Below are 24,604 nucleotides of genomic sequence, written 5' to 3'. Positions count from 1 at the left end.
CGGGAATATCCGCGCCCCCTTAGCAAGGCTGGCCCCCCTAAGCAACCCTTGGGGCAACCCTAAGGGGCGACAGTATAGCCGTCCGACGGCGAAACCCAGATCACGGGCTGGTCCTGTTCGGGCTGGCGCTTGCCGTCCATGCTGGCCTGGGCCGTCAGCTTGCCCGAAGCGTCGGGGGTGTAGACCGTGCAGATTTCATGGCCGATGACCGGTGTCAGCGCCTGGGTGATCGAATTGAGCACGGGGCCGGCCTCGTCCGGTGTCATGACGTGGTCGCCGACCGTCACCTTGCCGGCGGCGATGTCCTCGGCACGGATCGCGCCACACACCGCATTGTCCTTGATGGTGACGCGCGTGGTCGTCTCCAGCGTCACCGCCGGCACCTTGTTGATCAGAACCACGGCCTTGTTGTCGAAGCCGCCGTCGTCGCGCGCCACATAGTACGCCACGGATGCACAGACTTTTCGCGCCGTGTCGGGCGCATAGCACTGGATCTGGCCGCTGGCGGCCGGGGTCAGGGGCGAGGCATAGGCGGCGCTTGCGGCGGCCAGGGCAAGCAGAATCATCGTCGTCTCCGCGTGTGTTCAGGTTTTGCGCTTTTTCGCTTTGTCGCGCATCCCGAAAAGTGCGTCACACGTTTCGGGATGCGCTTAGTGACGATCATCTTGTGGCGACACGATGGCCGGAATGAAAAAGGACGCGGACCGGAGCCCGCGCCCTTCCCTTAATCAATGCGCCAGTTCGGCCAATTCCGTTGCCGGATTGACGGGCTTGTGGTTTTTCCAGACCTCGACATGGAGGTGCGGGCCTGTCGATGTGCCGGTATTGCCGGATGTCGCGATCGGCTGGCCGGCAACGACGGTGTCACCGACTTTCACGGTCTGGGTGTCGAGGTGGGCGTAGCGCGTCATCAGTGTGTTGCCGTGGTCGATTTCCACCACCTTGCCGTAGTGTTCGTGGTCGTAGACGGCGCTGACAATGCCGTCGCCGGCGGCTTTGACGGCGGTGCCGACCGGTGCCTTGAAGTCGACGCCGTTGTGGTAGCCGGGTTTGCCGGTGAACGGATCCTTGCGCGGACCAAAGGCATTGGTCATGGGCAAGTCGATCGGCCGGGCGGTCAGCTTGCCGACGACCGGCGCCGGTTTGGCCGGTGCGGCGCTTGCCGTGGGCGCGGCCACGGGCGCCGCGGCTGGTTCCTGCACCTGCGACCAGGCGAACTGCGCCAGGCCGAGCGGCAAGACCAGGGCGGCCGCCACCGCGGCCACGAGCAGACGCGGCTTGCGCGTTTTGCCGGGCGGTTGCATAATTTCACTAATTCTCATGCGGTAATCTCCAGATTTTTCGGGTGAGAAGGCCGTCGGAGCGTATTGCCGTACGTCTCCGGCGGCATGCTTCAGGACCCTGACCAAGGCTTCGGCATAGGTCCTGCGCATTTCGGGCGCGGTTGCGACGACCGCGGCGTCGCAGGCGAGTTCGGCGGCCAGGCGGCAGGTCTGCGTCTGGCGGCGAACGAAGGGATTGAACCAGAAGACCGCGTCGATGGCCGCCAGCGTCACGAACCAGCGCGCGTCCCCGCGCTTCAGGTGTTCGCGTTCGTGGCGCAGGATCATCTGCACCTGCGCGTGCGACAGGCAATCGATCAGGCTCTCGGGCATGAGGATGGTGGCGCGGCCGAAGGCCAGCGGAGTCGTCTTGACGGGCGTCAGCCGCACGCCCTTGCCCCAGTCGGCGGCCGGGCGCGATTTCGACGCCAGGCGGCCCAGCCGGACCAGGCCCAGGGCCAGGCGCGCGGCGTGGAGCGCCAGTCCCGCGCCGTAGAGTGTCAGGCCGGCCATGACGGCCCACGGCATCCAGTCGATGTGCGGCTTCACCACACCGGTTACGGCGACCGGCGCAATGGGCGCGACCACGGCTTCGCCGATCTTTGTGATGGGCAGGGCCTGCACGGGCAGGCTGAAGGATATGAAGCGTGCCGCCACGGCCATCGCCAGGCCGACGAAAACCGGCAGGAGCATCAAGGCCAGGTGGCGCTTTTCTGTTTTGTCATCAAGATATTGCGGGCCGTTCCTCAGGGCCGGAATACGCTTGAGCACAGCCACGGCGGCCGACCACAGGAACGGCACGACCAGGATGACGAGAACCCCCGTATACATCTCATTCCCCCTCTTGCAGGCGCTTCAGCAGGTCTTCGAGTTCGTCGATCTCCTCGGGTGAGATCAGCTTGCTGCCGGCGAAGGCCGCGGCCGGCAGCGGCGCGTCCATGCCCAGCACGTCGCGGGCAAAGGCCGTGCTGAGCGCGGCGAGGGTTTCGAGCTTGCCCTGCCCCGCCACATAGGTCTTGAGGCCGTGGACCGCCTCGACGCGCACCAGGCCCTTTTCCTGCATGCGGTCCAGCGTCTTGCGCGTGGCGGAATAGGACCAGCCGGTTTCGGCTTCGCTGGCGTCCTGAAGCTCCCGGGCGCTCATCCGGCCCTCGCGCCACAGATGATGCAGCAGCTTCAGCTCATAGTCGCTGGGTCGGATCATTCTATTCCCCTGGTGTCTGTGCGACATGTGTCGCATACGTGCGACGGGGAGTCAATCGCCGAAAAGCGCGCTGATCTCCGCCGGTGTCCTGAACAGGTGGTCGGGTCGCTCGGTGGCCAGACGGGCCGGCGCGGCGTAGCCCCAGGTTACGGCGCCGGCGACAATCCCGCAGGCGCCCGCCGCATCGATGTCGCGGACCTCGTCTCCGATCGCCAGGGTTTCTTCCGGCCTTACCCCGGCGGCCTTCATCACCGTCCGGAACTTCGCCACCTTGCCGAACAAGGAAGAACCGCAGGCAAGGTGGCCGACACGCTGTGCGCTCGGCCCCAGAACGGCTTCGACATTGGTGCGTGCGTTGGAGGTAACGACGGCGATCTCCACGCCCTGCCCCGCCAGATGGTCCAGCACCGCGGCCATGCCGTCGAACAGCTTTATGCGGTGAAGGTCCTTGCCCTGCAGCGTCCGCGCATGGGCGGCGATCATCGGCACCTTCCACAACGGCACGCCATGGCGGCGCATCAGCTCGCGCGCGTCGAGATGACGCAGGGCCTCGATATTCGAGCGGTCGAGCTTTCGGAAATCGAAACGTTCGGCCACTGCGTCGAAGACGTCGAGAAACCACGGGAAGGAATCGGCCAGCGTCCCGTCGAAATCGAAGATGACCAACCTTATCGCCATGCCTGCCCCTGAAACGAAAAACGCGGGCCTTTGCGGGCCCGCGTCCTTATACGTATCGGATGCCGAAGAGATCAGTCGTTCTTCGGCGTCAGGACCTGGCGGCCCTTGTACATGCCGGTCTTCAGGTCGATGTGGTGCGGACGGCGCAGTTCGCCGGTGTCCTTGTCTTCGGTGTAGGCATTGGCGCCCAGGGCGTCATGCGAGCGGCGCATGTTGCGACGCGAGGGCGAGGTTTTGCGCTTGGGTACGGCCATGTCCGTCTCTCTTTTCTGGTCGAAGGCCCAACGCTCGACCGGAGCATCAAGGCACACAAATATGGGTCGGCCCAAATCGTCGGGCCGGAAGGCGCGCCTTATGCCCCAAGTCGGGCTTGGGATCAAGGCCTTTATTGGCTTTTTCAGGCCTGGACCGGCGTCGCGGCTTTAAGGCGTTCCAGCCGTTGCCAGGCCTGTTCCGCCTGCCCTGCGTCAAAGGTCCGCGGACTGCGATAGGTCTTGCCGTCGAGCAGGGTCATGGTGACGCCATAGGCGACGCGGCCGCCATTGTCGTCATAATTGTACTGCTCGCGCGTCAAGGTCTCGATCTCGCCGGCCCGGACGCGCAGGTCCTTCTGCCACGAGGTCAGGCTGAGCAGCCGGATACGCACGCCGTCGTCGCCGATCTTCCATTCGCGGTGCCGGCCGACGCAGGCCCAGACGATGACGAACAGCGACAGGGGCATGGCGACGATCATCAGAAGCCCGAAGCCGAGCGGTGATTCCTTGCCCGACGATACGCCCGGCCATTCGCTCCAGGCGCTGGCGATCGTCGCTGCCGCCAGGACCACCCCTACCAGGAAATAGAGCGTCCGTACGGTGGCGCCCAGGTCATCCTTCAGTTTCATGCCGTTACCCCTTTTGATTCGGGTGTCGAACCGGACACAGTGTGACAGGATGATAAAAGCGACGGCCCGGTCTGACCAGACCGGGCCGTGCAAATGGTTATGAACCGTTGCGCTTGGGAAACAGCTCCTTGTTCGGATTGAAGCCGCGGCGCCTTGTGCAGCGACAGGTTGCCCCTTCCGTCATCCGCCGCTTGGACAGCGGCGTCTGCCACCTTCCCCGCTCCGCAGGGAAGGAATTAAGCCGTTAAAACGCCCTTCCTTCCCCTTTTAAGGGGAAGGTGGCTGGGTCGGCGTCAAGCCGATCCAGACGGAAGGGGGAAGCGGCCGCATTCAGCAAGTGCTGGCGATTCCGCTTTAGCTCTCATACTTTACAGTTGCGCCGAAGCCTCGATCTCGACCAGCCACTCCGGATTGATCAGGGCCGAGGTGCCGATGAAGCTGCACGCCGGACGGATGTCGCCGAACAGTTCGCCGTGGGCGCGGGCAGCGTCCTTCCAGGTCGACATGTCGGTCAGGAAGATACGCGTGCGGATGATGCTGGCGGCCGTGCCGCCGGCGTCCTCGACCGCCTTGATGATGATTTCCAGCGCGGCTTTCGTTTGGGTGTAGGCATCGCTGCCCGCGACCTTGCCGTCCTTGATCGGCGCCGTGCCCGACACTTCGATACGGTCGCCGTGACGCACGGCGCGGGAAAAGCCGATCTCGCCTTCGAAAGGCGAGCCGGAGGAGATCAGTTGACGCATAATGTCCTCTTGGATTTGGGGCGGATTATACCAGCCGGCTGCGGTCGACGGCGGCGGCGATGAAGCTCTTGAACAGCGGATGCGGCTGGAAGGGCCGCGACTTGAGCTCGGGGTGATACTGGACGCCGATGAACCACGGATGGTCGTCGCGCTCGACGATTTCCGGCAGCAGGCCGTCCGGCGACATGCCCGAGAATTTCAGCCCGCAGGCCTCGAGCCTGGGGATGTAGTCGCGGTTGACTTCGTAGCGGTGACGGTGGCGTTCCGAGATGTGCTTGCCGCCGTAGATTTCGGCGACCTTCGAGCCTTCCGACAGGGCCGCGTCGAAGGCGCCCAGGCGCATGGTGCCGCCCAGGTTGCCGCCGTTGCGGCGCGTTTCCAGCTCATTGCCGTTCAGCCATTCCGTCATCAGGCCGACGACGGGTTCTTCCGTCTGGCCGAACTCGGTCGACGATGCCTTGCCGATGCCCGCCAGGTGGCGCGCCGTTTCCAGCACCGCCATCTGCATGCCGAAACAGATGCCGAAATACGGAATGTCGTTTTCGCGCGCGAATTTCGCCGCCGCGATCTTGCCCATGGCGCCGCGTTCGCCGAAGCCGCCCGGCACCAGGATGGCGTGGGTGTTTTCCAGGCGCTGGCGCACGACGTGCGGATCGCCTTCGAATTCCGAGGCCTCGACCCAGTCGATCGAGACGCGGACATTGTTGGCCATGCCGCCGTGATAGATGGCTTCGATCAGCGACTTGTAGGCGTCCTTAAGCACGGTGTACTTGCCGACGACGGCGATCTGCACTTCACCGTCCGGGTGCTGGTACAGGTTCGACAGGTTTTCCCAAAGCTTCAGGTCGATCTCGCCGCGTTCTTCGACGCCGAAGACGTCGAGCACTTCGGTATCCAGGCCCTGGCGGTGATAGTCGATCGGCACGGCGTAGATATTGGGCGAATCCATCGCCTGGATGACGGCCGACGGGCGCACGTTACAGAACAGGCCGATCTTGCGGCGCTCTTCCACCGGGATTTCCTGCTCGCAGCGGCACAGCAGGATGTCGGGCTGGATGCCGATGCCGCGCAGTTCCTTGACCGAGTGCTGGGTCGGCTTGGTCTTCATCTCGCCGGCCGTCTTGACGAAGGGCAACAGCGTCAGGTGGACGAAGCAGGTCATGCGGCGCGGCAGTTCCTGGCCGAGCTGGCGGATGGCTTCGAAGAACGGCAGGCCCTCGATGTCGCCGACCGTGCCGCCGATTTCGACCAGCACGAAGTCGGCGTCGCCGGCATCGGCCAGGACGAACTGCTTGATCTGGTCGGTGACGTGCGGGACGACCTGGACGGTGGCGCCGAGATAGTCGCCGCGGCGCTCCTTTTCGATGATGTTCGAATAGATGCGCCCCGTCGTGATGTTGTCCATCTTGGTGGCGGAAACACCGGTGAAGCGTTCGTAGTGACCGAGGTCGAGATCGGTTTCGGCGCCGTCGTCGGTGACGAAGACTTCGCCGTGCTGATACGGGCTCATCGTGCCCGGGTCGACGTTGAGATAGGGGTCGAGCTTGCGCAGGCGGACCTTGAAGCCGCGCGCCTGGAGCAATGCACCGAGGGCCGCCGAGGCGAGCCCCTTGCCAAGCGAAGAGACCACCCCACCGGTGATGAATACATAACGGGCCATGGCCGGCAGAATCCTGAATTCAATGTCGCGCGAATCGGCAGTACCGGGTTCGCGCATAACTATCATAAGAAAGCGGCCCCCGAAATCCTGGGAGCCGCTGGGACATCGTGTAGTCGCTGCTTACTGCGACGAGGCGGGCGACGTGGCCGCCGGTGTGGTCGACGCCGAGGAAGACGGCGCCGCCGAAGTACTGTGGACCGAAGACGCGCTGGACGCCGACGCCTTGTGGGCGGGCTTGGGCGCTGCCGGCTTGGGCGTGTCCGAAGCCGACGAAGACGAGGTCTTCGAAAGATTGACGGCATCGGTTGTCGTCTGCTTGGGCATCGACAGGTTGAGCGACGGGCCGAGCGAACCCGCCGGAGCCAGATTAGACTTCATGGCCGGGGCGACGGACTTGGTTGCGGCGGACGACGAAGACGAAGGCGCCTCAGCGCCCGCCAGCGGCAGGTTGTTCAGCGACGGAGCGGCCGAAGCCGGCGCTGCCGGGGCGGTGGCGGCGGGAGGCTGGGCGCTTTGCGGCGCCAGCGGATTGACCGGCAGCTTGGACGCGTCGACCTGATCGGCAGCCGAGGTCTGCTTGCTGGTCAGGTTGCCGACGATGGTCAGCCCGATCGAGTTGGCGAAGAACAGGATGCCGAAGATGGCCGTCAGCCGCGTCAGCAGGTTACCCGCGCCGCGCGCCGACATGAAGCCCGACGGACCGCCGCCCATGCCGAGGGCGCCGCCTTCGGAGCGCTGGATCAAAACCAGCCCGGCAAGCGAGAGGCAGATCAGGATTTGGATGGTCAGCAGGATGTAAAATAACATCGGGCCTCTTCTACAGCGCGCTTGGGGCGAAACCAAAAGAATACCGTGCGCTCCGAATCCATCGGACCGCCGGCAACGAAATTCCGCTGGGCCTTAGCACCGCCGGTGACAAATGGCCAGAGCGGATTTCCGCATTGACAACAGATTTGTAACGGCGGGGCCGATTGCAAGGCCCCGCCGTATTTTAAACGGGCGCCGTATGCGCCGCGGCGATGATCGGCAGAAAGGTTTCCGCCTTCAGCGAAGCCCCGCCGACCAGTGCGCCCGACACGCCTTCCAGCGCCAGGAGCGTGGCGGCGTTGCTTCCATTGACCGAGCCGCCGTACAACAGCTGCGGCTCGTGCTGGATCCTGAAGCGACGGTTGAGGAACTCGCGAATTAACGCAAAGGCTTCAAGGATTTGTGCATCCGTTGCGATCAGGCCGGTTCCGATGGCCCAGACGGGTTCGTAACTGACGTGGAAGCGCGCGCCGTTGAGATCGTCGGGCAGGCTGTCGGTCAATTGCCGCGTCAGCACCTGGCGCGTCAGGCCCTGCTGGCGCTGGTCGAGGGTCTCGCCGATGCAGATGATGGGCTCCAGCCCCGCCTTCAGCGCGGCGACGGCCTTTTTCGCCACCAGGGCGCAGGGCTCGAGGTGGCCGTGGCGGCGTTCGCTGTGGCCAAGCAGGATCATGCTGGCGCCGGCGTCCTTCAGCATGGCGGCCGAGATGTCGCCCGTAAAAGGACCGGAATCGGCATGGTGGCAGTCCTGGCCACCCAGGATGACCTGGGTGCCGGCAAGGGCGTCGGCAAGGCGGGGCAAAAGGGTCGCGGGCGGAAAGAGGGCGACGCGCGCGTGAAAGTCGCGGCTCCCTTCCGCAATGGCGCGGGCGACCGGAATGTGGTCTTTGAGACCATTCATTTTCCAGTTGGCCGCGATCAGGTGTCGATGTGGCATTGGGCTCGTGTTGTTTTGTGTTTTTGAGTGCGCATGCCCGGACGGCCGGTGGCTCGGCCCGTCAGTGTCCGTCATGCCGCACTGCAAAACATAGACCGGGAATGGTCTCGGGGCCAAGAAAAAACCTTAATGACGAGAATAGATTTCGGTCTTCCGCTACAAATTCTCTTTGAAACGATGACGATCGTGCCGTAAGAGACGCTACTCTGAATTCGGCATTATGCCATAATGTGAAATCGAGCGGGCGTAAAAGCCTGCCGCCTTGCAAGGACCTGGACCTGAGCGCATGATCAGCATCTTCCGCGAGTTCACCAAATCGAAGGTGTTCACCCTCCTGATGGGCCTCTTGATCGCTTCGTTCGCGGTCTTCGGGCTGCGCGATGTGTTCAACGGCGTCGGCGACAACAATGTCGTGACGGCCGGCAGCCGCGGCATCTCGACGGCCGAATTCAAGACCATGTTCGACCGCTACAAGCAGCAATACCCGCAGGAACACAACGGCCAGGCTCTCTCCAACGAGGAGTTCGTCGCCCAGAAGCAGCACCTCCAGATGCTGGACCAGCTGGCCGGGCAGGAATCGCTGGCCGCCTGGTTCGACAAGCAGGGCGTCATTGCTTCCGCCAAGCTGGTCGTCGACCAGCTGAGCCAGATCCAGGCCTTCGTCAATCCGGCCACGGGCCGTTTCGACAAGAACACCTACCATCAGGTCCTGATGGAGCGGCAGCTCGATTCGAAAATGGTCGAGGGGCAGATCGCCGACGAGATCGTGACGCAGCAGTTCGGCCACGCCGCCGTCGCCGGCCTGAAATCTCCGCGTATCTACGCCCTGGCCGAAGCCGCCCTGGGCGCGCAGACGCGCGACTTCAGCTACACCATCGTCCAGCCCGACAGGAACGCCCTGCCCCAGCCGACCGAGGCCGACATCGCGGCTTTTTACAAGGCACACCTTGATATCCTGACCGTACCGGAAACCCGCAAGGCCGAAATGATCGTGCTGTCGCCGGAACAGTTCGCCGCCGCCATTCCGGTCAGCGACGACGAACTGCACAAGGCCTATGAGGCGCAACTGCCGACCTTGCGCGTCGCCGAAACGCGTACCTTCGTCGAAATCACCGCACCCGACATGGCTTCGGCCAACGCCATTTCCACGGCCCTGAAGGCAGGCCAGTCGCCGGACGTCGTCGCCAAGGCGAACAAGGGCACCGTCATCACCTATGACAACAAGCCGCAGTCGGCCGTGTCCGACGGCAAGCTGGCCGACGCCATCTTCAAGCTGCAGTCCGGCCAGGTATCGGGACCGATCCAGGGCGACCTCGGCATCGCCGTCGTCCGCATGGGCAACATCAATATCGGCTCGACGCCGTCCTTCGAAAGCGTCAAGCCGAAGCTTACGGCCGATCTCCGCACCGACCGCGCCAAGGACCAGCTCAACAAGGTCTCGCACCAGCTGGCCGACGCCCTCAACGCCGGCCAGGACTTCGAGGCCACGGCGCAGAAGCTGGGCCTGAAGATCAATCCGCTGCCCGACCTGACCCAGGACGGCCGCTTCATCGCCGTGCAGAACGGCCGCCAGGGGTGGGACAGCAGCTATCAGGAACGCTTCCCGCAGGTCGTCAAGGCGATTTACGCCCTGCAGCCCGGCGCCGTGTCCGAGGTCGAGGAATTCGGCCAGGGCCAGTACTTCGCCCTCAAGCTGGTCAGCGTGAAGCCGGCCGCCGCCCCGCCGATCGCCACCCTGCACGACGTGCTGGTCCAGCAATGGCAGGTCGAGAAATTGCAGGCGTCGCTGGGCGATCTCGCCCAGAAGGCCGCCGACCGCGTCAACAAGGGCGAGCCGCTGGCCAAGGTGGCCGCCGACATGAAGCTCCTGCCCGTCAAGACGGAAGCCGGCCTCGACCGCCAGAAGGCCCAGCAGGCCATGGGCCAGCTGGCCGGCCGCATCTTCTACGCCAAGCCCGGTGAAGCCTTCCAGATGCAGGTGGGGCAAGCCGCCTACCTGGTCGGCCGCGTCGACGCCACGCACCAGCCGGACGCCGCCACCATCAACACCCAGGCGGCCATGATCCGTCCGCAGATGGCCCGCTCCTTCGCCGGCGACCTGTTCAGCCTGACCCAGGCGACGGCGCGCAGCACCATCAAGCCGAAGGTCTATCCGAAACTGGCGCTTCAGGCGCTGGGCGTCAGCTCCACCGATGACACCAAGGACGGCGATACGCCGAAGAAGCCGTGACCGCAGCCGCGTCCCAGAAGTTAAGTTCGCAATCCACGCAGAGCGCCTTTGAAAAGCAGTACAATGCGGGCCTGCCCTATGTGATCTGGCGCACGCTGATAGACGATGTCGAGACGCCGGTTTCGGCCTACCTCAAGCTGGGCCGCCAGCGGCCGTTCAGCTTCCTGTTCGAGTCGGTCGAAGGCGGCGCCCTGTCGGGCCGCTATTCGATCCTGTCCCTGGAACCCGATCAGGTGTGGCGCTGTTTCGGCGAACGTGCCGAACTGGCCTGCGGCGCGGATATCGCCGCGGGCACGTACACCGCCGAAAGCCTGCCGACGCTCGACAGCCTTCGCGCCTTCGTCGCCGCCAACCGCATGGAGATCCCCGAAGGGCTGCCGCCCATGGTATCGGGTATCTTCGGCGTCTTCGGCTACGACATGATCCGCCTGTTCGAGCCGCTGGGCGAGGCCAATCCCGATCCGCTGTCGCTGCCGGACGCCGTTCTGGTCCGCCCCAGCGTCATCTGCGTCTTCGACAACGTCGCGCACGAAATCCTGCTGGCCTCGCCCGTGTGGCCGGACAAGGCACAATCGGCGCAGGACGCCTATAGCGCCGCCTGCGACCGTCTGGACGCGGTCGAGGCCGACCTGCGCGTGCCGCTCAGCGCCCAGCCCGCGCCACGGCAGTACAGCCAGGAGCCGCTGGCCTCGCCGACCTCGCCGATCGACTACAAGGAGATGGTGGGCAAGGCCAAGGAATATATCGCTGCCGGCGACATCTTCCAGGTCGTGCTGAGCCACCGCTTCGAAGCGCCCTACCCGCTCGATCCGTTCGCCTTCTACCGGTCGCTGCGCCGTCACAACCCGTCGCCCTACCTCTATTACCTGAACTTCGGCGATTTCCAGCTTGCCGGGTCCAGCCCGGAAATCCTGGTGCGTATCCGCGACGGCAAACTGACCATCCGCCCGATCGCCGGCACGCGGCCGCGCGGCAAGACGCCCGACGCCGACAAGGCGTTGGAAACCGAACTGCTGGCCGATCCGAAGGAGCTGTCGGAACACCTGATGCTGCTCGACCTCGGCCGCAACGATGTCGGCCGGGTCGCCAAGCCTGCCAGCGTGCGCGTCACCGAGAAGTTCATCATCGAGCGCTACAGCCACGTCATGCACATCGTGTCGAACGTCGAGGGCGATGCGCCGGCCGACCTCGACCCGATCGATGCGCTTCTGGCCGCCCTGCCCGCCGGCACGCTTTCGGGCGCGCCCAAGGTGCGCGCCATGGAGATCATCGACGAGCTGGAAGACGTCAAGCGCGGCGTCGGCTACGGCGGCGGCGCGGGCTATATCTCGTCGTCGGGCGCGGTCGATGTCTGTATCGTCCTGCGTACGGCCCTGTTCAAGGACCGCAACATCTATGTCCAGGCGGGCGCGGGTGTGGTGGCCGACAGTGTGCCGCAAAGCGAATACGACGAGACCTGCCACAAGGCCGGCGCGCTGATCAAGGCCGCCCAGGACGCCTGGCGTTACGTTTATCAGCAGAACTGATTATTTTTCGGTTCCGACCAGCACGGGCTGCGCCGGCTTCGGGGCAGCCTCGGGCGCGGATGCGCTGCTGGACGACAGCTCGAAGGCCGCGGGCGACGCGACGGCCTGGGCCTTGACCTCGGCGTGGGCGGGCGCCTCTTCGGCGCCGAAGACCAGGGTGAACAGCAGGGTCGCCGACACGCCGGCCGCCACCAGGGCCAGCAGGGACACGATGCCATTGCGTGCGCGATGATGCTGGCCGTCCAGCAGGTCGCGCGCCTTGTCCAGGCGGCGGTCCGAGGTGGCGGTATCGTTCACAATCGGCATATCGGGACTTCTATAAAGGCAGTTTGCGGCGTCATCGTGGTGCGCGCTGCCTTACATATGGTTAACGGCGATCTTATCACTTGGAAAAGATTGGCGGTTTGCTTACATACGCATAAGTTTTCAGGGGCACGCCCAAATGATCCTCGTTATCGATAATTACGACAGCTTCACCTACAACCTCGTCCATTACCTGGCCGAGCTTGGGGCGGAAACGAAGGTCTATCGCAACGACGCGCTGAGCGTTCAGGACGCCCTGGCGCTTGGCCCCAAGGCCATCCTGCTGTCGCCCGGCCCGTGCGCCCCCGACCAGGCCGGCATCTGTCTGCCGCTGCTGCGCGCTGCCCCCGACGACATGCCGGTCCTGGGCGTCTGCCTCGGCCACCAGGCGATCGGACAGGCGTACGGCGGGGATGTCATCCGCGCCAAGACGTTGATGCACGGCAAGACCAGCCAGATCCACCACGCCGACAAGGGCATCTTCCGCGGCCTGCCGAACCCTTTCACCGCCACGCGCTACCATTCGCTGGCGGTGAAGCGTGAGACCCTGCCCGAGGACCTTGAGGTCACGGCCTGGACCGAGGACGGCGAGATCATGGGCGTGCAGCATAAAGTCCGCCCGATCCACGGCGTGCAGTTCCATCCCGAGTCGATCGCCACCGAAGGCGGCCACCAGCTGCTCAGCAACTTCCTCGAACTGGCCGGAATCGGAAGCCATACCCTCTATGTCTGACGCCGAATTCAAGCCGCTCTTGTCGCGCCTCGCCGACGGCGCCACCCTGTCCGAAGAGGATGCCGAAACCTTCTTCTCGGCCTGTTTGCGCGGCGAACCGACCCCGGCCCAGGTCGCCGCGGCCGTGACAGCCATCCGTCTGCGCGGCGAAACGGTCGGCGAAATCGCCGCCTGCGCGCGCGCCATGCGCAAGGCCGCCATCCAGCTCGATCATCCCTACGACGTGGTCGACGTCTGCGGCACGGGCGGCGACGGCCTGCATACGCTCAATATCTCGACGGCCGTGGGCTTTGTGGCGGCCGGCGGCGGCCTCAAGGTCGCCAAGCACGGCAACCGCGCCATTACGTCCAAGTCCGGCACGGCCGACGTGCTGGCGGCGCTGGGCGTCAATATCGAGGCGACATTGACGCAGCAGCGCCGCGCGCTCGACGAGGCCGGCATCTGTTTCCTGTTCGCCCAGGCGCACCACGGCGCCATGCGGCACGTTTCGCCGATCCGCCAGCAACTGGGGTTCCGCACGATCTTCAACCTGCTGGGCCCGCTCAGCAACCCGGCCGGCGCCAGACGCCAGGTCGTCGGCGTGCCGTCTGTGCGCTTCGTAGAGCCGATCGCCCAGGCGCTGGGCGCGCTTGGCGCCACGCGCGCCTGGTCGGTGCACGGTTCGGGCCTCGATGAGCTGACGACGACGGGCGAGACCGAGATCGCCGAATGGCGCGACGGGCATGTCCGCCTGTTTCACATTACGCCGGAAGCCGTGGGCCTGCCGCGTGCGGCGCTGGCCGACATCACCGGCGGTGCGCCGGCTCATAATGCCGAGCGCCTGGCCGCCTTGCTCGACGGCCAAAAGGACGCCTATCGCGATATCGTGCTGCTCAATTCGGCCGCCGCCTTTTTAGTCGGCGACAAGGTTGAAACCCTGAAGGACGGAATCGAACTGGCAGCGGCCGTGATCGACGACGGGCGCGCCCGCAAGGCTCTGGACACGCTGATTGCCGTGACCGCGTGACGCGGCTGCGAGAAAAGTGAAGCGCTACCCGTAAAGTCAATCATCAGAGATGCCATAAAAGTCCCTGATTTGATTTCAAAAGATGAAAATGGTAACGCTCACGCCGCCGTTCGCCATAACGGAAAGTGTGAGTAGTGTAATTTGTGAAGCGTGTTAGCGTCGCGACCGTGATCGCACAGCACGGCTTGGAGGGCGCAATGCTGGATATCCTGGAAAAAATCGCGACCTACAAGCGCGAAGACGTGGCCAATCGCCGGACGTCGACGACGCTCGACGACCTCGAATCGCAGATCGAGCATATCGGCCCGACGCGCGGCTTCATGAAGGCCCTGGTGCGCAACAAACCTGACAATGGCCTGTCGCTGATCGCCGAGATCAAGAAGGCATCGCCGTCCAAGGGTCTGATTCGCGAGGACTTCGATCCGCCCTTCCTGGCGCAGGCCTATGAAAAGGGCGGCGCGTCGTGCCTGTCGATCCTGACCGACAATCCCAGCTTCATGGGGCATGAAAGCCACTTCCAGTCGGCGCGCCAGGCCGTATCCCTGCCCTGCATCCGCAAGGAATTCCTGGTCGATACCTGGCAGGTGACCGAATCGCGCGCCATCGGTGCCGATGCGATCCTGGTCATCATGGCGATGATCGACGACGAACTGGCCGAAGACCTGATCGCGGCTGCGAAGCACTACGGCATGGACGCCCTGGTCGAGGTTCACGACGCCGCCGAAATGGAGCGCGCGCTTAAGCTCGAGTCCAAGCTGATCGGCATAAATAACCGCAATCTCAGGGATTTCCACGTCGACCTGAAGGTCACCGAAGACCTGGCCGGCATGGTCACCAAGGACCACGTCCTGGTCGCCGAAAGCGGTATCTTCACGCATGACGACGTCAAGCGCCTCTCCAACACAGGCGCCACGGCGATGCTGGTCGGTGAAAGCCTTATGCGTCAAGGCGACGTTACAGCGGCAACGAAGGCGTTGCTGGGCGGCTGAACTGTAGCTTTTGGCTTGCGCTAACGCTTCGCGCCTTCAGCGCGGGCGTTAACCATTTGCCCCCTTGACAATCGATTAGAACACACACAGAACACTTGCCATATGTTCATGGCTTGTTCACCGGTATGCGGTAAGAACAGGCAAGATCAAGACAGGTGTCCATCATGCTGACGACCAAACAACGCGAACTCCTGATGTTCATTCACGAGCGCATCAAGGAGAGCGGCGTGTCGCCGTCCTTCGACGAAATGAAGGAGGCGCTGGATCTGGCGTCGAAGTCGGGCATCCACCGGCTGATCACCGCCCTTGAGGAACGCGGCTTCATCCGCCGCCTCGCCCACCGCGCTCGCGCGCTGGAGGTCATCAAGCTGCCCGACCAGGCGACGACCTCGGCGCCGCCGCGCGGCCGCCAGGCCTTTGTGCCGCAGGTCGTCGAAGGCAAGCGCCCGGACGCTGTCCGCCCGGTCAACGACGATACGCGCGAACTGCCGCTGCTTGGCAAGATCGCCGCTGGCGTGCCGATCGAGGCCATGGGCCAGGAACGCGATCGTCTGAAGGTTCCCGAAGTCATGCTGGGGGCCGGTGAGCACTATCTGCTCGAGATCGAAGGCGATTCGATGATCAATGCCGGCATTCTCGACGGTGACTTCGTCATCATCAAGAAGACCGATACCGCCCAGTCGGGCGAGATCGTCGTGGCCCTGGTCGACGGCGACACGGCGACGCTCAAGCGCCTGCGCAAGAAGGGTGCGTCGATCGCGTTGGAGGCCGCCAACCCGGCTTACAAAACGCGTATCTACAATGCCGACGAGGTCAGCGTTCAGGGCCGTCTGGTCGGCCTGATGCGCCGCTATCACTGATCTTCGGCTTCGGAAGGTTCTGACCAGGGTCTATGGCCGCGCAGGGGCTGCGCGGCCTTTATCGTCCATGACGCACCGGCGCGTGTCAGTTCCATCGCGCCCAGCCGGCGGAAATCGCCCGACGAAATGTGGTTCACGCCATGGCATGTGTCCGGCCAGTCGGCCAGCGGGCTTCGCAACACCACGAGGTCGCTGTTGAGGCAAAGGGTATCCAGGGCAATCGCCGATGGCGGCCTGTTGGAAAACCAGAAGCCGATGCGCAGTTTCGCGTCCGGCAACGGCGTGCAGGCATACCCCGAACAGTCATAGTCGCGCGCCGCGATATCGGCCGGCTTCAGGCCATAGCGCTGCGACCATTGTTCAAAGCCGTAGCGCTTGACCTTGGGCCGCAGCACATAGGCCTGTGCGCCGGTGCGAATGGCGGCATTGCCGCCGGTGGGATCGATCCAGACGTCCGTTGCCGGCAGGCGCGGCCACCACAGGATGCTCAGCGCCGGAACCAGGCCCAGCCATCGCATTCGCCCGCGGACAAGGCAGGCCCACACCACGCCCAGGAACGAAATAGCCAGGACGTAATCGGGCGCCGCCGGCCAGTTGAGAACCGCGCCGGGAATGCCTGAGACGATGGCGGCGACCTTGCCGATCAGCCACAATCCGCACGCGGCGATGCGCAAGGCAAAAACGCCGACGGGCGTAGCCGACAGGATGGTACCGATGGCCAGGGCCGGCATGACGACGGCGGTGATCGGGGCTTCGAACAGGTTCGACACAAGCCCGTAAACCGAAAAGCGGTTGAAATAAGCGATGGCGAACGGCGTCGTCGCTGCCGTGGCGACAATACTGACCTTTAGCGACAGCCACAGTCCTTCAATCGATGACTGGACGGTCCTGACCCACCAGGGCACGTGGATTTCGCGGATCGGCGCGTGATGGACCTCGGCCAGGGCCAGCAAGGCGGCGGTAGCCGCGAACGACATCTGGAAGCCCGGCTGGATGACAGCTTCGGGGGTCAGCAGCATGACCACGAGGGCCGCGATGGCCAGTGAATGAAGGCTGAGGGCCTTGCGGTCGCACAGGATGGCCAGGAATGCGACGATGGCGACCACGGCCGAGCGTACGGCGGGCGCCGGTGCGCCCGACAGGGCAAGATAGATGAGGATGGCGACGATACTCAAGGCCGCCGCCAGCTTCTTGATCGACACGCGTAAGGCCAGCCAGGGCCATAGCGCCATGACGTAACGCAGGGCAAAGAAGACGGCGCCGCCGACAATCGCCATGTGCACGCCGGAAATCGACAGGATATGGGCCAGGCCCGAATCGCGCATGGTGCCAACGAAGACGTCGGGGATATAGCGCTGCTGCCCGGTTACCAGGGCCGCGGCGAATCCGCCGAGCGTGTCCCCGTCCAGGAATACCGGCGCGATGGCGTCATGAATGATGCCGGTCAGGTGTCCCCGCAGCTGGTTTATGCCGAGGACGAGCTTTAATCTCCATGATACTGGTTTTTCGTCGATTTTTCGAATTTCACCGGGCACGAAACCGACCCCGCCTATCCCCTGGAACCAGGCGGTGCGCGCCGAGTCGTAGCCGCCGGGAATGAGCGGCGATGGCGGCGGGTTGAGAATCGCGAACAGCGACACGGCGTCGCCCGGCCGGATATCGGCATTGCTTCCTGGCCTCAGGCTGACCCGTATGCGGAGCGGCGTCTTGTCCGCCGCCACGCCATCCATGCGAATCGGCGCCAGCAACAGCCGCGGGTGGTCGGACGATGACGACAGGTCGTCGATGACGAAGGCGTCGAGACTGTAGGTCGTGCGATCGGACGACAGGACCGGCGCGCGAACGTGGTCGGATCGCAGGGCGCAGACGCTCATGCCGACCGAGAATGCACATAAAATATTCAGAAAAATAATAGAATACGAGAAAATATGAAAGCGTCGCATGAGAAGGCATGCCCCGGCGAGGGCGAGTGCCGGCAGGAGCACTGTCCATGATGCAGGCTCGAATGGCAGGTAGAGCCACGTGGCGGCGCCGGCGCCGAAGGCGACGGGCAGCCACAGGAAGGCGCGACCGGTCTGCGCTTCGATCGCATCCGAAAGCCGTCGCCTGACCGTATCCAGAACCGGAATTGCCGCCACCATCCCCCGCGCTGACTGATTTAACTTGGGTTGCCGGCAAAGACGGCTATAAGGAGCGCCAAAATCGCTTCCTGAATATTCGATACCTGATCATGACCGACAAGACCACGCAAGTCGTTACCCGTTTTGCCCCCTCGCCCACCGGCTATCTGCATATCGGCGGGGCGCGCACGGCGCTGTTCAACTGGCTGTATGCCCGTCACACCGGTGGCAAATTCCTGATCCGGATCGAGGATACCGACCGCGAACGCTCCACGCCTGCGGCTGTCGACGCCATTTTCGAAGGCCTGGACTGGCTTGGGCTCAAGGGTGACGGCGAGGTGGTTTTCCAGCACAGCCGTGAGCAGAACCACAAGGACGCGGTCACCGCCCTGCTGAAAGCCGGCCGGGCCTATGCCTGTTTCATGACGGCCGAAGAAACCGACGCCGCGCGCGAAGAAGCCCGCGCCGCCGGCCACGCCCTGCGGTCTTCGTGGCGCGATCGCACGCCGACCGCCGAACAACTGCAGCAGCCGCACGTCGTCCGTTTCAAGGGGCCGCTCGATGAGCCGCTGCTGATCGGCGACGCCGTCCAGGGTGAGGTCCGGTTCAATACCAAGGATCTCGACGACCTGGTCCTGCTGCGCTCGGACGGCACACCCACATATAACCTGGCCGTGGTCGTCGATGACCACGACATGGGCGTCACCCACATCATCCGGGGCGACGATCACCTCAACAACGCCGCGCGCCAGAGCCTTATCTATACGGCGCTGGGCTGGGACGTGCCGAAGTTCGCCCATATCCCGCTGATTCACGGTCCGGACGGCGCCAAGCTGTCGAAGCGCCATGGCGCCCAGGCGGTCGGCGACTATGCCGAGCTGGGCTATCTGCCCGAAGCCATGCGCAACTACCTGGCGCGGCTGGGCTGGTCGCACGGCGACGACGAAATCTTCAGCGACGAACAGGCCATCGGCTGGTTCGACGTCGCCGACATCAATCGCGCGCCGTCGCGGCTGGACTTCGCCAAGCTGGGGTCGGTGAATGCGCACTGGATTCGCGAATGCGAGTCGGAGCGCCTGCTGGGTCTGGTAACGGGTGCCCTGCGCCATCGTGGCCAGACACATGTCGATGCGCCTGAGACCCAGGAAGTGCTGCGCCGCACCCTGCCCCTTGTCAAGGAACGGGCCCAGACCCTGGTGCAACTGGCTGATCTCGTTCAATTCGCCTTGATCGAACGGCCTTTCGGACTCGATGAAAAGACGAAGGGGCTGATGACCGAGGAGACGGTGGCGCGGTTGAAGCGCCTGCATGAAACGCTTTCGGCCTGGGGGGACTGGAGCATGGAAGGCTCTGATATGGTTCTGAAAAATTTCCTTGAAAATGAAGGGATTGGCATGGGGAAGGTTGGCCCCGTGTTGCGCGGAATCCTGTCCGGCGGTCATCCGGCCCCTGATATTTCCAAGGTTTTCACCAGCCTGGGCCAGGCCGAGACGCTGGCGCGTCTGGATACCGCGGTTTTCCTTTAAGGGTACCAGTTGCGTGAAGGTTCAGGAGTTTATATAGCAGGGCAGCGCAACATTTTAAGGTGCGTCGCACACAAACAACGAAGGGTGAGCGTAGATGACCCAGACCACAAACTCCGCCAAGCTGACGATTGGCGACAAGACCGTCGAAATGCCCGTGCTGAAGGGCACGCTTGGTCCCGACGTCGTCGATATCCGCAAGCTGTACGGCGAGACTGACGCCTTCACCTACGATCCGGGCTTTACCTCGACCGCCTCGTGCGAGAGCAAGATCACCTTTATCGACGGCGACAAGGGCGTTCTGCTGCATCGCGGCTATCCGATCGGTCAACTGGCCGAAAATTCGAGCTTCCTCGAAGTCTGCTATCTGCTGCTGCACGGCGAGCTGCCGAAGGCCGCCGAGTTCGAAGAGTTCGAGACCAACATCACGCGTCACACCATGCTGCACGCGCAGTTCGACCGCTTCTTCGACGGGTTCCGCCGCGACGCGCACCCGATGGCGGTCATGACCGGCGCGGTCGGCGCCCTGTCGGCCTTCTATCACGACAGCCTGGACATCCAGGACCTTAAGCAGCGCGAGATTTCGGCGCACCGCCTGATCGCCAAGATGCCGACGATTGCCGCCCGCGCCTTCAAGTACAGCGTCGGCCAGCCGTTCGTGCATCCGCGCAATTCGTTGTCCTACTCGGAAAACTTCCTGCGCATGTGCTTCGCCGTTCCGGCCGAGGACTATGTCGTCAATCCGGCCCTGGCGCGCGCCATGGACCGCATCTTCATCCTGCACGCCGACCACGAGCAGAACGCGTCGACCTCGACTGTCCGTCTGGCCGGTTCGTCGGGCGCCAACCCGTTTGCCTGTATCGCGGCCGGCATCGCCTGCCTGTGGGGCCCGAGCCATGGCGGCGCGAATGAAGAAGCGCTGAACATGCTGAAGGAAATCGGCAAGCCCGAGAACATCAAGGAATATGTCGAGGGCGTGAAGTCCAAGAAGTACCGCCTGATGGGCTTCGGCCACCGGGTGTACAAGAACTACGATCCGCGCGCGACCGTGATGAAGCAATCGGCCGACGAGGTCCTGGCGGCGGTTGGGGATCCGAACGATCCGTTGTTCCAGGTCGCCAAGGAACTGGAGCACATCGCGCTGAACGACGAGTATTTCATCGAGCGCAAGCTGTTCCCGAACGTCGACTTCTATTCGGGTATCACGCTGTCGGCGATGGGCTTCCCAACGACCATGTTCACCGTGCTGTTCGCCCTGGCGCGCACCGTGGGCTGGATCGCGCAATGGAAGGAAATGATCGAGGATCCGTCGCAGAAGATCGGCCGTCCGCGTCAGCTGTACACGGGCGCGACGCAGCGGGACTTCGTGGCGATGGCCAACCGCGGTTAAGCAAATGGGGTTTGGGGCCCGTGGCCCCAAGACTTCCTTACAATGAAGAAGCCCCCCGTCTTTAAGGCAGGGGGCTTCTTTATTGCAGGATAGGTTTTGTGGGGTCACGGACCCCACACCCCATTCGTTTACCGAGGCTGGACCAGCGTCACAGGTCCAATCTCCACCGTCTTCGCCGCTGCACCCAGCAGGACCTCGACATTGGCGCTTCCCGGCGTCACATCAGCCGACAAAACACCCGTGACGACCACCTTGCGCCACGCCGTTGTCACGGTCACCTTGCCGGTCAACAGCGTCGGATAGGGCTCGGCGGCGCCCTCGATGGTCACAGGCACTTCGAACTGCGTATCGGGATCGTCCGCCTTCACCCGCACCCATAACTCGATTGCGATCCGCTGGCCTTTTTTCAGGTGGCTTGCGATCGGCAAGCCGGCGCTGACGTCCCAGGGGTTTTCGGTAATCGGCGCGACGATCCGGACGGTCCGCCCGCCGGGCACGGCCTTGTCCGTCGCTGCGACCGGCGCGGCGCCCTGAACATCCCATTGGGAAACCTTGAAGCGGGTCAGTGCCGTGCCCTGGACAGCGGGCGTGGCCGGCAATTTGGGATAGGGCACGACGGCCTTTTCACCGGCTGCCAGGGCCTGTGTCAGACCATGATCCGGTGTGTCCTGCCAAAGCTCCCAGACCATCACGCCGCTTACCTTGCGGACCGCAAGCGATGTCTTTGCGGTAATGGTCGATGGTGAATTGAAAGTGATGTAGCTGCAGCCTACGCACAGCTGGCCGACGACGTCCGCCTGCGGTCCCGGCGTATGGGCCGTGACGATGTCGCGATAGGGCTGCGGCACGGCGTAATCGCCATAGCCGTGGCCATAGAAAGGCAGGCCGACGACCAGCCTGTCCGGCGCCACGCCGCGCCCCAGCCACTGGTACATCTCGTTCTTGAAGTCGGCCGGTGACGCATGCTCTTCGCCCGGCGCGTTGTTGTCGTAGGCCATGACGCCGACGCGGTCGAAAGCCGGGATGGAATCGATCGGGATCATGCCGCCGGCATAGGAGGCTGTCGCCACGCTCAGCGTCTTGCCACGAGCGTGCAGCACCGCCGACAGGACCTTGACGAAGGGCGTGTAGTTGCCGGCGTCTACCGTCTTGGTCAGGAGGTCGCTTTCGAGATCGACATCCAGTCCGTCGATCTTGAAGCGGTCGGCAAACTCGCTCAAGGCCTGTACTGTCGCGTCCCGCCTGGCCGGGCCGACCAGGTCGGCCCAGTCGCCGGCACAGGCCGGAATCAAGGCGCCGCCCAGCGAGACGATGGCGCGCCGGCCACCGGCGTGAATGAGATCGATGGCGCTTTGCAAGTCGGCTGTCGTGACCATGGTGTGGTTCGGACCGGCCATGCAGGTCAAGGTGTCGCCGCTCACCAGCTGGCCGTTCGCATCGGGATGGGCAAAGGACAGGACGATGTCCGTGTAAGGCGTAAGGTCGGCGGCCTTCAGCGTGTCGTTCGCGCCGCGCAGCGTGAGGACATAGGCCTGGGCGACCGGTCTTGGCGCCTGGGCGGCCTGCGCCCCGAAAGCGGTGCCCAAAAGAAGGCTGATCAAGGCGGTGCGGGCAATCATCATATCGGCATCCTTTCGGGCGTGGATATGTCTATACCGCTTCGGCGGGCACGGCTATCTCAGATCGAGGAAGTCCAGCACCGCACGGGCCGCGCGTTCGGCGGTCGGAGCCGACCCTCGGCCCATGATATCCAGAGCCTCGAACTGCTCCCTCACCTGCTCTTCGCGCAAGGCCTTGTCGTCCAGGCGCTGATCGATGGCGTTCAGCAAGTTATCGGCGGTACACTCGTTTTGCAGGAATTCCGGCGCGATGCGCCTGTCCGCCATGATGTTGAACATGGTGGCGTGCTTCAGCGTCGAGATGCGCTTGTAGATCCAGTAGGTCAGTGGCTCGAGCTTATAGGCGATGACCATGGGGCAGCCGGCCAGGGCCAGTTCGGTCGATACCGTCCCGGAACAGGCGAGTGCAAGCGTTGCCGCGCGCATGGCTGAAAACTTGCCGGCCTCGTTTTCCACCAGCCGGATCGGCACGGGGATCGCCTTGACGGCCGCTTCGACGCGGGCGCGCACCGTGTCGGCGACGGGCATGACGAAGGTGAGGTCCGGGCGCTCGCGGTGCAGCCGCGCCAGGACTTCGGCGAAGACCGGCATCATGTGCTTGATCTCCGCCGGCCGGCTGCCTGGCAAAACCAGCAGCATGGGGGCGTCGGCGCTGAGACCGATCGACTTGCGGAAGGCAAGCGGGTCGGCGTCGCCGAAATTCGTATGCAGGGCCGGATTGCCGACAACGATCGTCTTCAGGCCCTGCGCCTCGAAGAACGGAGGGTCCATGGGGTGGAGCGCGATGAGGAAGTCGACCGCGCCGGCCAGGGTCTTTGCCCGCCCCGGGCGCGCCGCCCAGACCTGCGGGCCGACATATTTGATCAAGGGCACGCCGGGCAGCGCCTTGCGGATGGCGACGGCCGCCCGCAACGTGAAGCCCCACGAGTCGATCAGCACGACAGCGTCGGGCTTTTCGCTTACCGTCAGGGCGACAGTGTCGCGCACGCGCGCCTTGACGCGCGGCAGGGCCTTAAGCCCCTCGACCAGGCCCAGGATCGACAGCTGCGCGATGTCGAAGGGGCTCTTGACCCCTTGCTCGCTCATGCGGGCCCCGCCGATGCCGACAAAGCTCCAGTCGATGTCGGGCGCCTGCACGCGCAACTGCGCCATCAGGCCGGCGCCCAGGGCATCGCCGGAGGCTTCGGCGGCGACAAGCATCAGCTTGCGTTTCACAAGTGGGGCGTCAGGCGGGCTCATGGCCATAGATGAAAAGTCCAAGCTCATGGGCGCGGGAGAATACCGCCGGCTTGTCGACGATCAAGAGGTGATGGGCGCGCGCGACGATACCGCACAGGCCGACTGCCGCGGCGTCTTCGACGGTCGACACGCCGATGGTCGGCATGTCGAGGCGCAGGTCCTGGATCGGCTTTGCAAGCTTGGCCAGAACGCCCTTGCGGTTTGCAACCGATCCCCGGACATTGGGCGCCAGCTGCGGAATGCGGCGAAGCATGGCCTGCGTGCCCTCCTGCGCTTCGACCGCCAGTGTGATGCGGCCGGCGACGACGACGGCCTGGCCGATGTCGAGATTGCCGATGGCGGCAGCGACGCGCAACGCTTCTTGCGCGTCCTCCATGGCGGCGGGTGACGGATCGGGCCCGGCCTGAAGCCCGGGGCCGATCAGCAGTTCGGGGTTCGCTTCGTGCGCGCCTTCGATGTGATAGCCCTGGGCGGTGATGACCATGGCGACCTGGCGCAGCAGCGAGTCGTCCCCGCCCCGCCCCGCCGCCTGGATGGTCGGCAGGACCGCGGCGCCGCCGGCATCACGTTTCATCGTGTCGAAGTCGGGGCGATGGACATAGCCGCACATGGTGACGGCCTTGCAGCCTTCACCCGCCAGGATTTCGAACAGCTTCGCGAAATCGCCGAGGCCCAGTGTATGACCGGGATGATCGTCCAATGCGACGTCCGAAAGCCCGGCGATGCGCACGACCGTATAGGGCCGCGCACTCCGGCGAAGATACGCCGCCACTTCCACGGGCAGCGCGCCGCCGCCCGAGATCAGCGCGATCTTGGTGTCAGCCGTCATGGG

Annotated in this window: 23 protein-coding genes; 8 read left to right on the top strand and 15 right to left on the bottom strand. The window is 64.3% G+C overall.

Features of this window, described 5'->3' with window-relative positions:
• Positions 1 to 59 precede the first annotated feature (59 nt).
• The 10 genes from AB8717_RS11770 to tpiA all read right to left on the bottom strand — a co-directional run bounded on the left by AB8717_RS11770 (position 60) and on the right by tpiA (position 8,234).
• Positions 60 to 566 carry a hypothetical protein gene (locus tag AB8717_RS11770; RefSeq protein WP_443747526.1) on the bottom strand — a complete coding sequence of 169 codons (507 nt, stop codon included), beginning with the start codon at positions 564 to 566 and terminating at the stop codon, positions 60 to 62.
• Positions 567 to 728: 162 nt separating this feature from the next.
• The gene (locus AB8717_RS11765) at positions 729 to 2,153 is read right to left on the bottom strand and encodes a M23/M56 family metallopeptidase (RefSeq protein ID WP_443747525.1); all 1,425 of its coding nucleotides are present in this window, start codon (positions 2,151 to 2,153) and stop codon (positions 729 to 731) included.
• A gap of 1 nt (position 2,154) precedes the next feature.
• Complete coding sequence (locus tag AB8717_RS11760) at positions 2,155 to 2,526, bottom strand: BlaI/MecI/CopY family transcriptional regulator (RefSeq protein ID WP_443747524.1); 372 nt, start codon at positions 2,524 to 2,526, stop codon at positions 2,155 to 2,157.
• A gap of 51 nt (positions 2,527 to 2,577) precedes the next feature.
• Positions 2,578 to 3,204 (bottom strand): HAD hydrolase-like protein, encoded by a 627-nt coding sequence (locus AB8717_RS11755; RefSeq protein ID WP_443747523.1) that lies wholly within the window; start codon positions 3,202 to 3,204, stop codon positions 2,578 to 2,580.
• A gap of 71 nt (positions 3,205 to 3,275) precedes the next feature.
• On the bottom strand, positions 3,276 to 3,458 hold the full coding sequence (gene rpmF, locus AB8717_RS11750; RefSeq protein WP_443747522.1) for a 50S ribosomal protein L32: 183 nt from the start codon (positions 3,456 to 3,458) through the stop codon (positions 3,276 to 3,278).
• A 143-nt stretch (positions 3,459 to 3,601) separates the two neighbouring features.
• Complete coding sequence (locus tag AB8717_RS11745) at positions 3,602 to 4,087, bottom strand: hypothetical protein (RefSeq protein WP_443747521.1); 486 nt, start codon at positions 4,085 to 4,087, stop codon at positions 3,602 to 3,604.
• Positions 4,088 to 4,455: 368 nt separating this feature from the next.
• The gene (locus tag AB8717_RS11740; RefSeq protein WP_443747520.1) at positions 4,456 to 4,830 is read right to left on the bottom strand and encodes a RidA family protein; all 375 of its coding nucleotides are present in this window, start codon (positions 4,828 to 4,830) and stop codon (positions 4,456 to 4,458) included.
• A 25-nt stretch (positions 4,831 to 4,855) separates the two neighbouring features.
• Complete coding sequence (locus tag AB8717_RS11735) at positions 4,856 to 6,490, bottom strand: CTP synthase (protein ID WP_443747519.1); 1,635 nt, start codon at positions 6,488 to 6,490, stop codon at positions 4,856 to 4,858.
• Positions 6,491 to 6,610: 120 nt separating this feature from the next.
• Positions 6,611 to 7,297, bottom strand: a complete 687-nt coding sequence (secG, locus tag AB8717_RS11730) for a preprotein translocase subunit SecG (protein ID WP_443747518.1) — start codon at positions 7,295 to 7,297, stop codon at positions 6,611 to 6,613.
• Positions 7,298 to 7,481: 184 nt separating this feature from the next.
• Positions 7,482 to 8,234: a triose-phosphate isomerase gene (tpiA, locus tag AB8717_RS11725; RefSeq protein ID WP_443747517.1), complete on the bottom strand. Its 753-nt coding sequence runs from the start codon at positions 8,232 to 8,234 to the stop codon at positions 7,482 to 7,484.
• Positions 8,235 to 8,520: 286 nt separating this feature from the next.
• Here tpiA and AB8717_RS11720 point away from each other — a divergent pair, with 286 nt between their 5' ends.
• Both AB8717_RS11720 and trpE read left to right on the top strand, forming a co-directional pair.
• Entirely contained in the window at positions 8,521 to 10,464 is a 1,944-nt protein-coding gene (locus AB8717_RS11720; protein WP_443747516.1) for a peptidyl-prolyl cis-trans isomerase, read from the top strand.
• On the top strand, positions 10,461 to 11,990 hold the full coding sequence (gene trpE / locus AB8717_RS11715; protein WP_443747515.1) for an anthranilate synthase component I: 1,530 nt from the start codon (positions 10,461 to 10,463) through the stop codon (positions 11,988 to 11,990). Before AB8717_RS11720 ends, trpE begins: the two co-directional genes overlap by 4 nt.
• On the opposite strand, the gene AB8717_RS11710 is transcribed toward trpE, so the two are convergent.
• Positions 11,991 to 12,296, bottom strand: a complete 306-nt coding sequence (locus AB8717_RS11710) for a hypothetical protein (protein WP_443747514.1) — start codon at positions 12,294 to 12,296, stop codon at positions 11,991 to 11,993. It abuts the gene before it with no gap.
• A gap of 136 nt (positions 12,297 to 12,432) precedes the next feature.
• Between AB8717_RS11710 and AB8717_RS11705 the strand changes: the two genes are divergently transcribed.
• The 4 genes from AB8717_RS11705 (at position 12,433) to lexA (ending at position 15,881) form a co-directional block, all read left to right on the top strand.
• A complete protein-coding gene (locus tag AB8717_RS11705) occupies positions 12,433 to 13,026 on the top strand; it encodes an anthranilate synthase component II (RefSeq protein WP_443747513.1) in 594 nt (197 codons plus the stop codon).
• A complete protein-coding gene (gene trpD, locus AB8717_RS11700) occupies positions 13,019 to 14,032 on the top strand; it encodes an anthranilate phosphoribosyltransferase (protein ID WP_443747512.1) in 1,014 nt (337 codons plus the stop codon). The genes AB8717_RS11705 and trpD overlap by 8 nt, the downstream gene beginning before the upstream one ends.
• Before the next feature lie 197 nt (positions 14,033 to 14,229).
• Positions 14,230 to 15,021, top strand: a complete 792-nt coding sequence (trpC, locus tag AB8717_RS11695) for an indole-3-glycerol phosphate synthase TrpC (protein WP_443747511.1) — start codon at positions 14,230 to 14,232, stop codon at positions 15,019 to 15,021.
• Positions 15,022 to 15,185: 164 nt separating this feature from the next.
• Entirely contained in the window at positions 15,186 to 15,881 is a 696-nt protein-coding gene (lexA, locus tag AB8717_RS11690) for a transcriptional repressor LexA (RefSeq protein ID WP_443747510.1), read from the top strand.
• On the opposite strand, the gene AB8717_RS11685 is transcribed toward lexA, so the two are convergent.
• Positions 15,875 to 17,824 carry a ComEC/Rec2 family competence protein gene (locus AB8717_RS11685; protein ID WP_443750881.1) on the bottom strand — a complete coding sequence of 650 codons (1,950 nt, stop codon included), beginning with the start codon at positions 17,822 to 17,824 and terminating at the stop codon, positions 15,875 to 15,877. The genes lexA and AB8717_RS11685 overlap by 7 nt on opposite strands.
• Before the next feature lie 287 nt (positions 17,825 to 18,111).
• Between AB8717_RS11685 and gltX the strand changes: the two genes are divergently transcribed.
• Both gltX and gltA read left to right on the top strand, forming a co-directional pair.
• Positions 18,112 to 19,527 carry a glutamate--tRNA ligase gene (gene gltX / locus AB8717_RS11680; protein ID WP_443747509.1) on the top strand — a complete coding sequence of 472 codons (1,416 nt, stop codon included), beginning with the start codon at positions 18,112 to 18,114 and terminating at the stop codon, positions 19,525 to 19,527.
• A 94-nt stretch (positions 19,528 to 19,621) separates the two neighbouring features.
• Complete coding sequence (gene gltA, locus AB8717_RS11675) at positions 19,622 to 20,914, top strand: citrate synthase (RefSeq protein ID WP_443747508.1); 1,293 nt, start codon at positions 19,622 to 19,624, stop codon at positions 20,912 to 20,914.
• Positions 20,915 to 21,042: 128 nt separating this feature from the next.
• Here gltA and AB8717_RS11670 read toward each other — a convergent pair whose 3' ends face one another.
• Genes AB8717_RS11670 through AB8717_RS11660 form a run of 3 tightly spaced genes read right to left on the bottom strand, consistent with a single transcriptional unit; the run spans position 21,043 to position 24,601 of the window.
• Positions 21,043 to 22,536, bottom strand: a complete 1,494-nt coding sequence (locus tag AB8717_RS11670; protein ID WP_443747507.1) for a glycosyl hydrolase family 18 protein — start codon at positions 22,534 to 22,536, stop codon at positions 21,043 to 21,045.
• A 51-nt stretch (positions 22,537 to 22,587) separates the two neighbouring features.
• Positions 22,588 to 23,778 (bottom strand): lipid-A-disaccharide synthase, encoded by a 1,191-nt coding sequence (lpxB, locus tag AB8717_RS11665; protein WP_443747506.1) that lies wholly within the window; start codon positions 23,776 to 23,778, stop codon positions 22,588 to 22,590.
• A complete protein-coding gene (locus tag AB8717_RS11660; protein ID WP_443747505.1) occupies positions 23,759 to 24,601 on the bottom strand; it encodes an LpxI family protein in 843 nt (280 codons plus the stop codon). The genes lpxB and AB8717_RS11660 overlap by 20 nt, the downstream gene beginning before the upstream one ends.
• Between the last annotated feature and the right edge of the window lie 3 nt (positions 24,602 to 24,604).

The organism is Asticcacaulis solisilvae (assembly GCF_052327315.1).
Lineage (GTDB): Bacteria > Pseudomonadota > Alphaproteobacteria > Caulobacterales > Caulobacteraceae > Asticcacaulis > Asticcacaulis solisilvae_B.
Note: the sequence above shows the minus strand (reverse complement) of the source record. Positions and strands in the feature narration are given on the sequence as shown.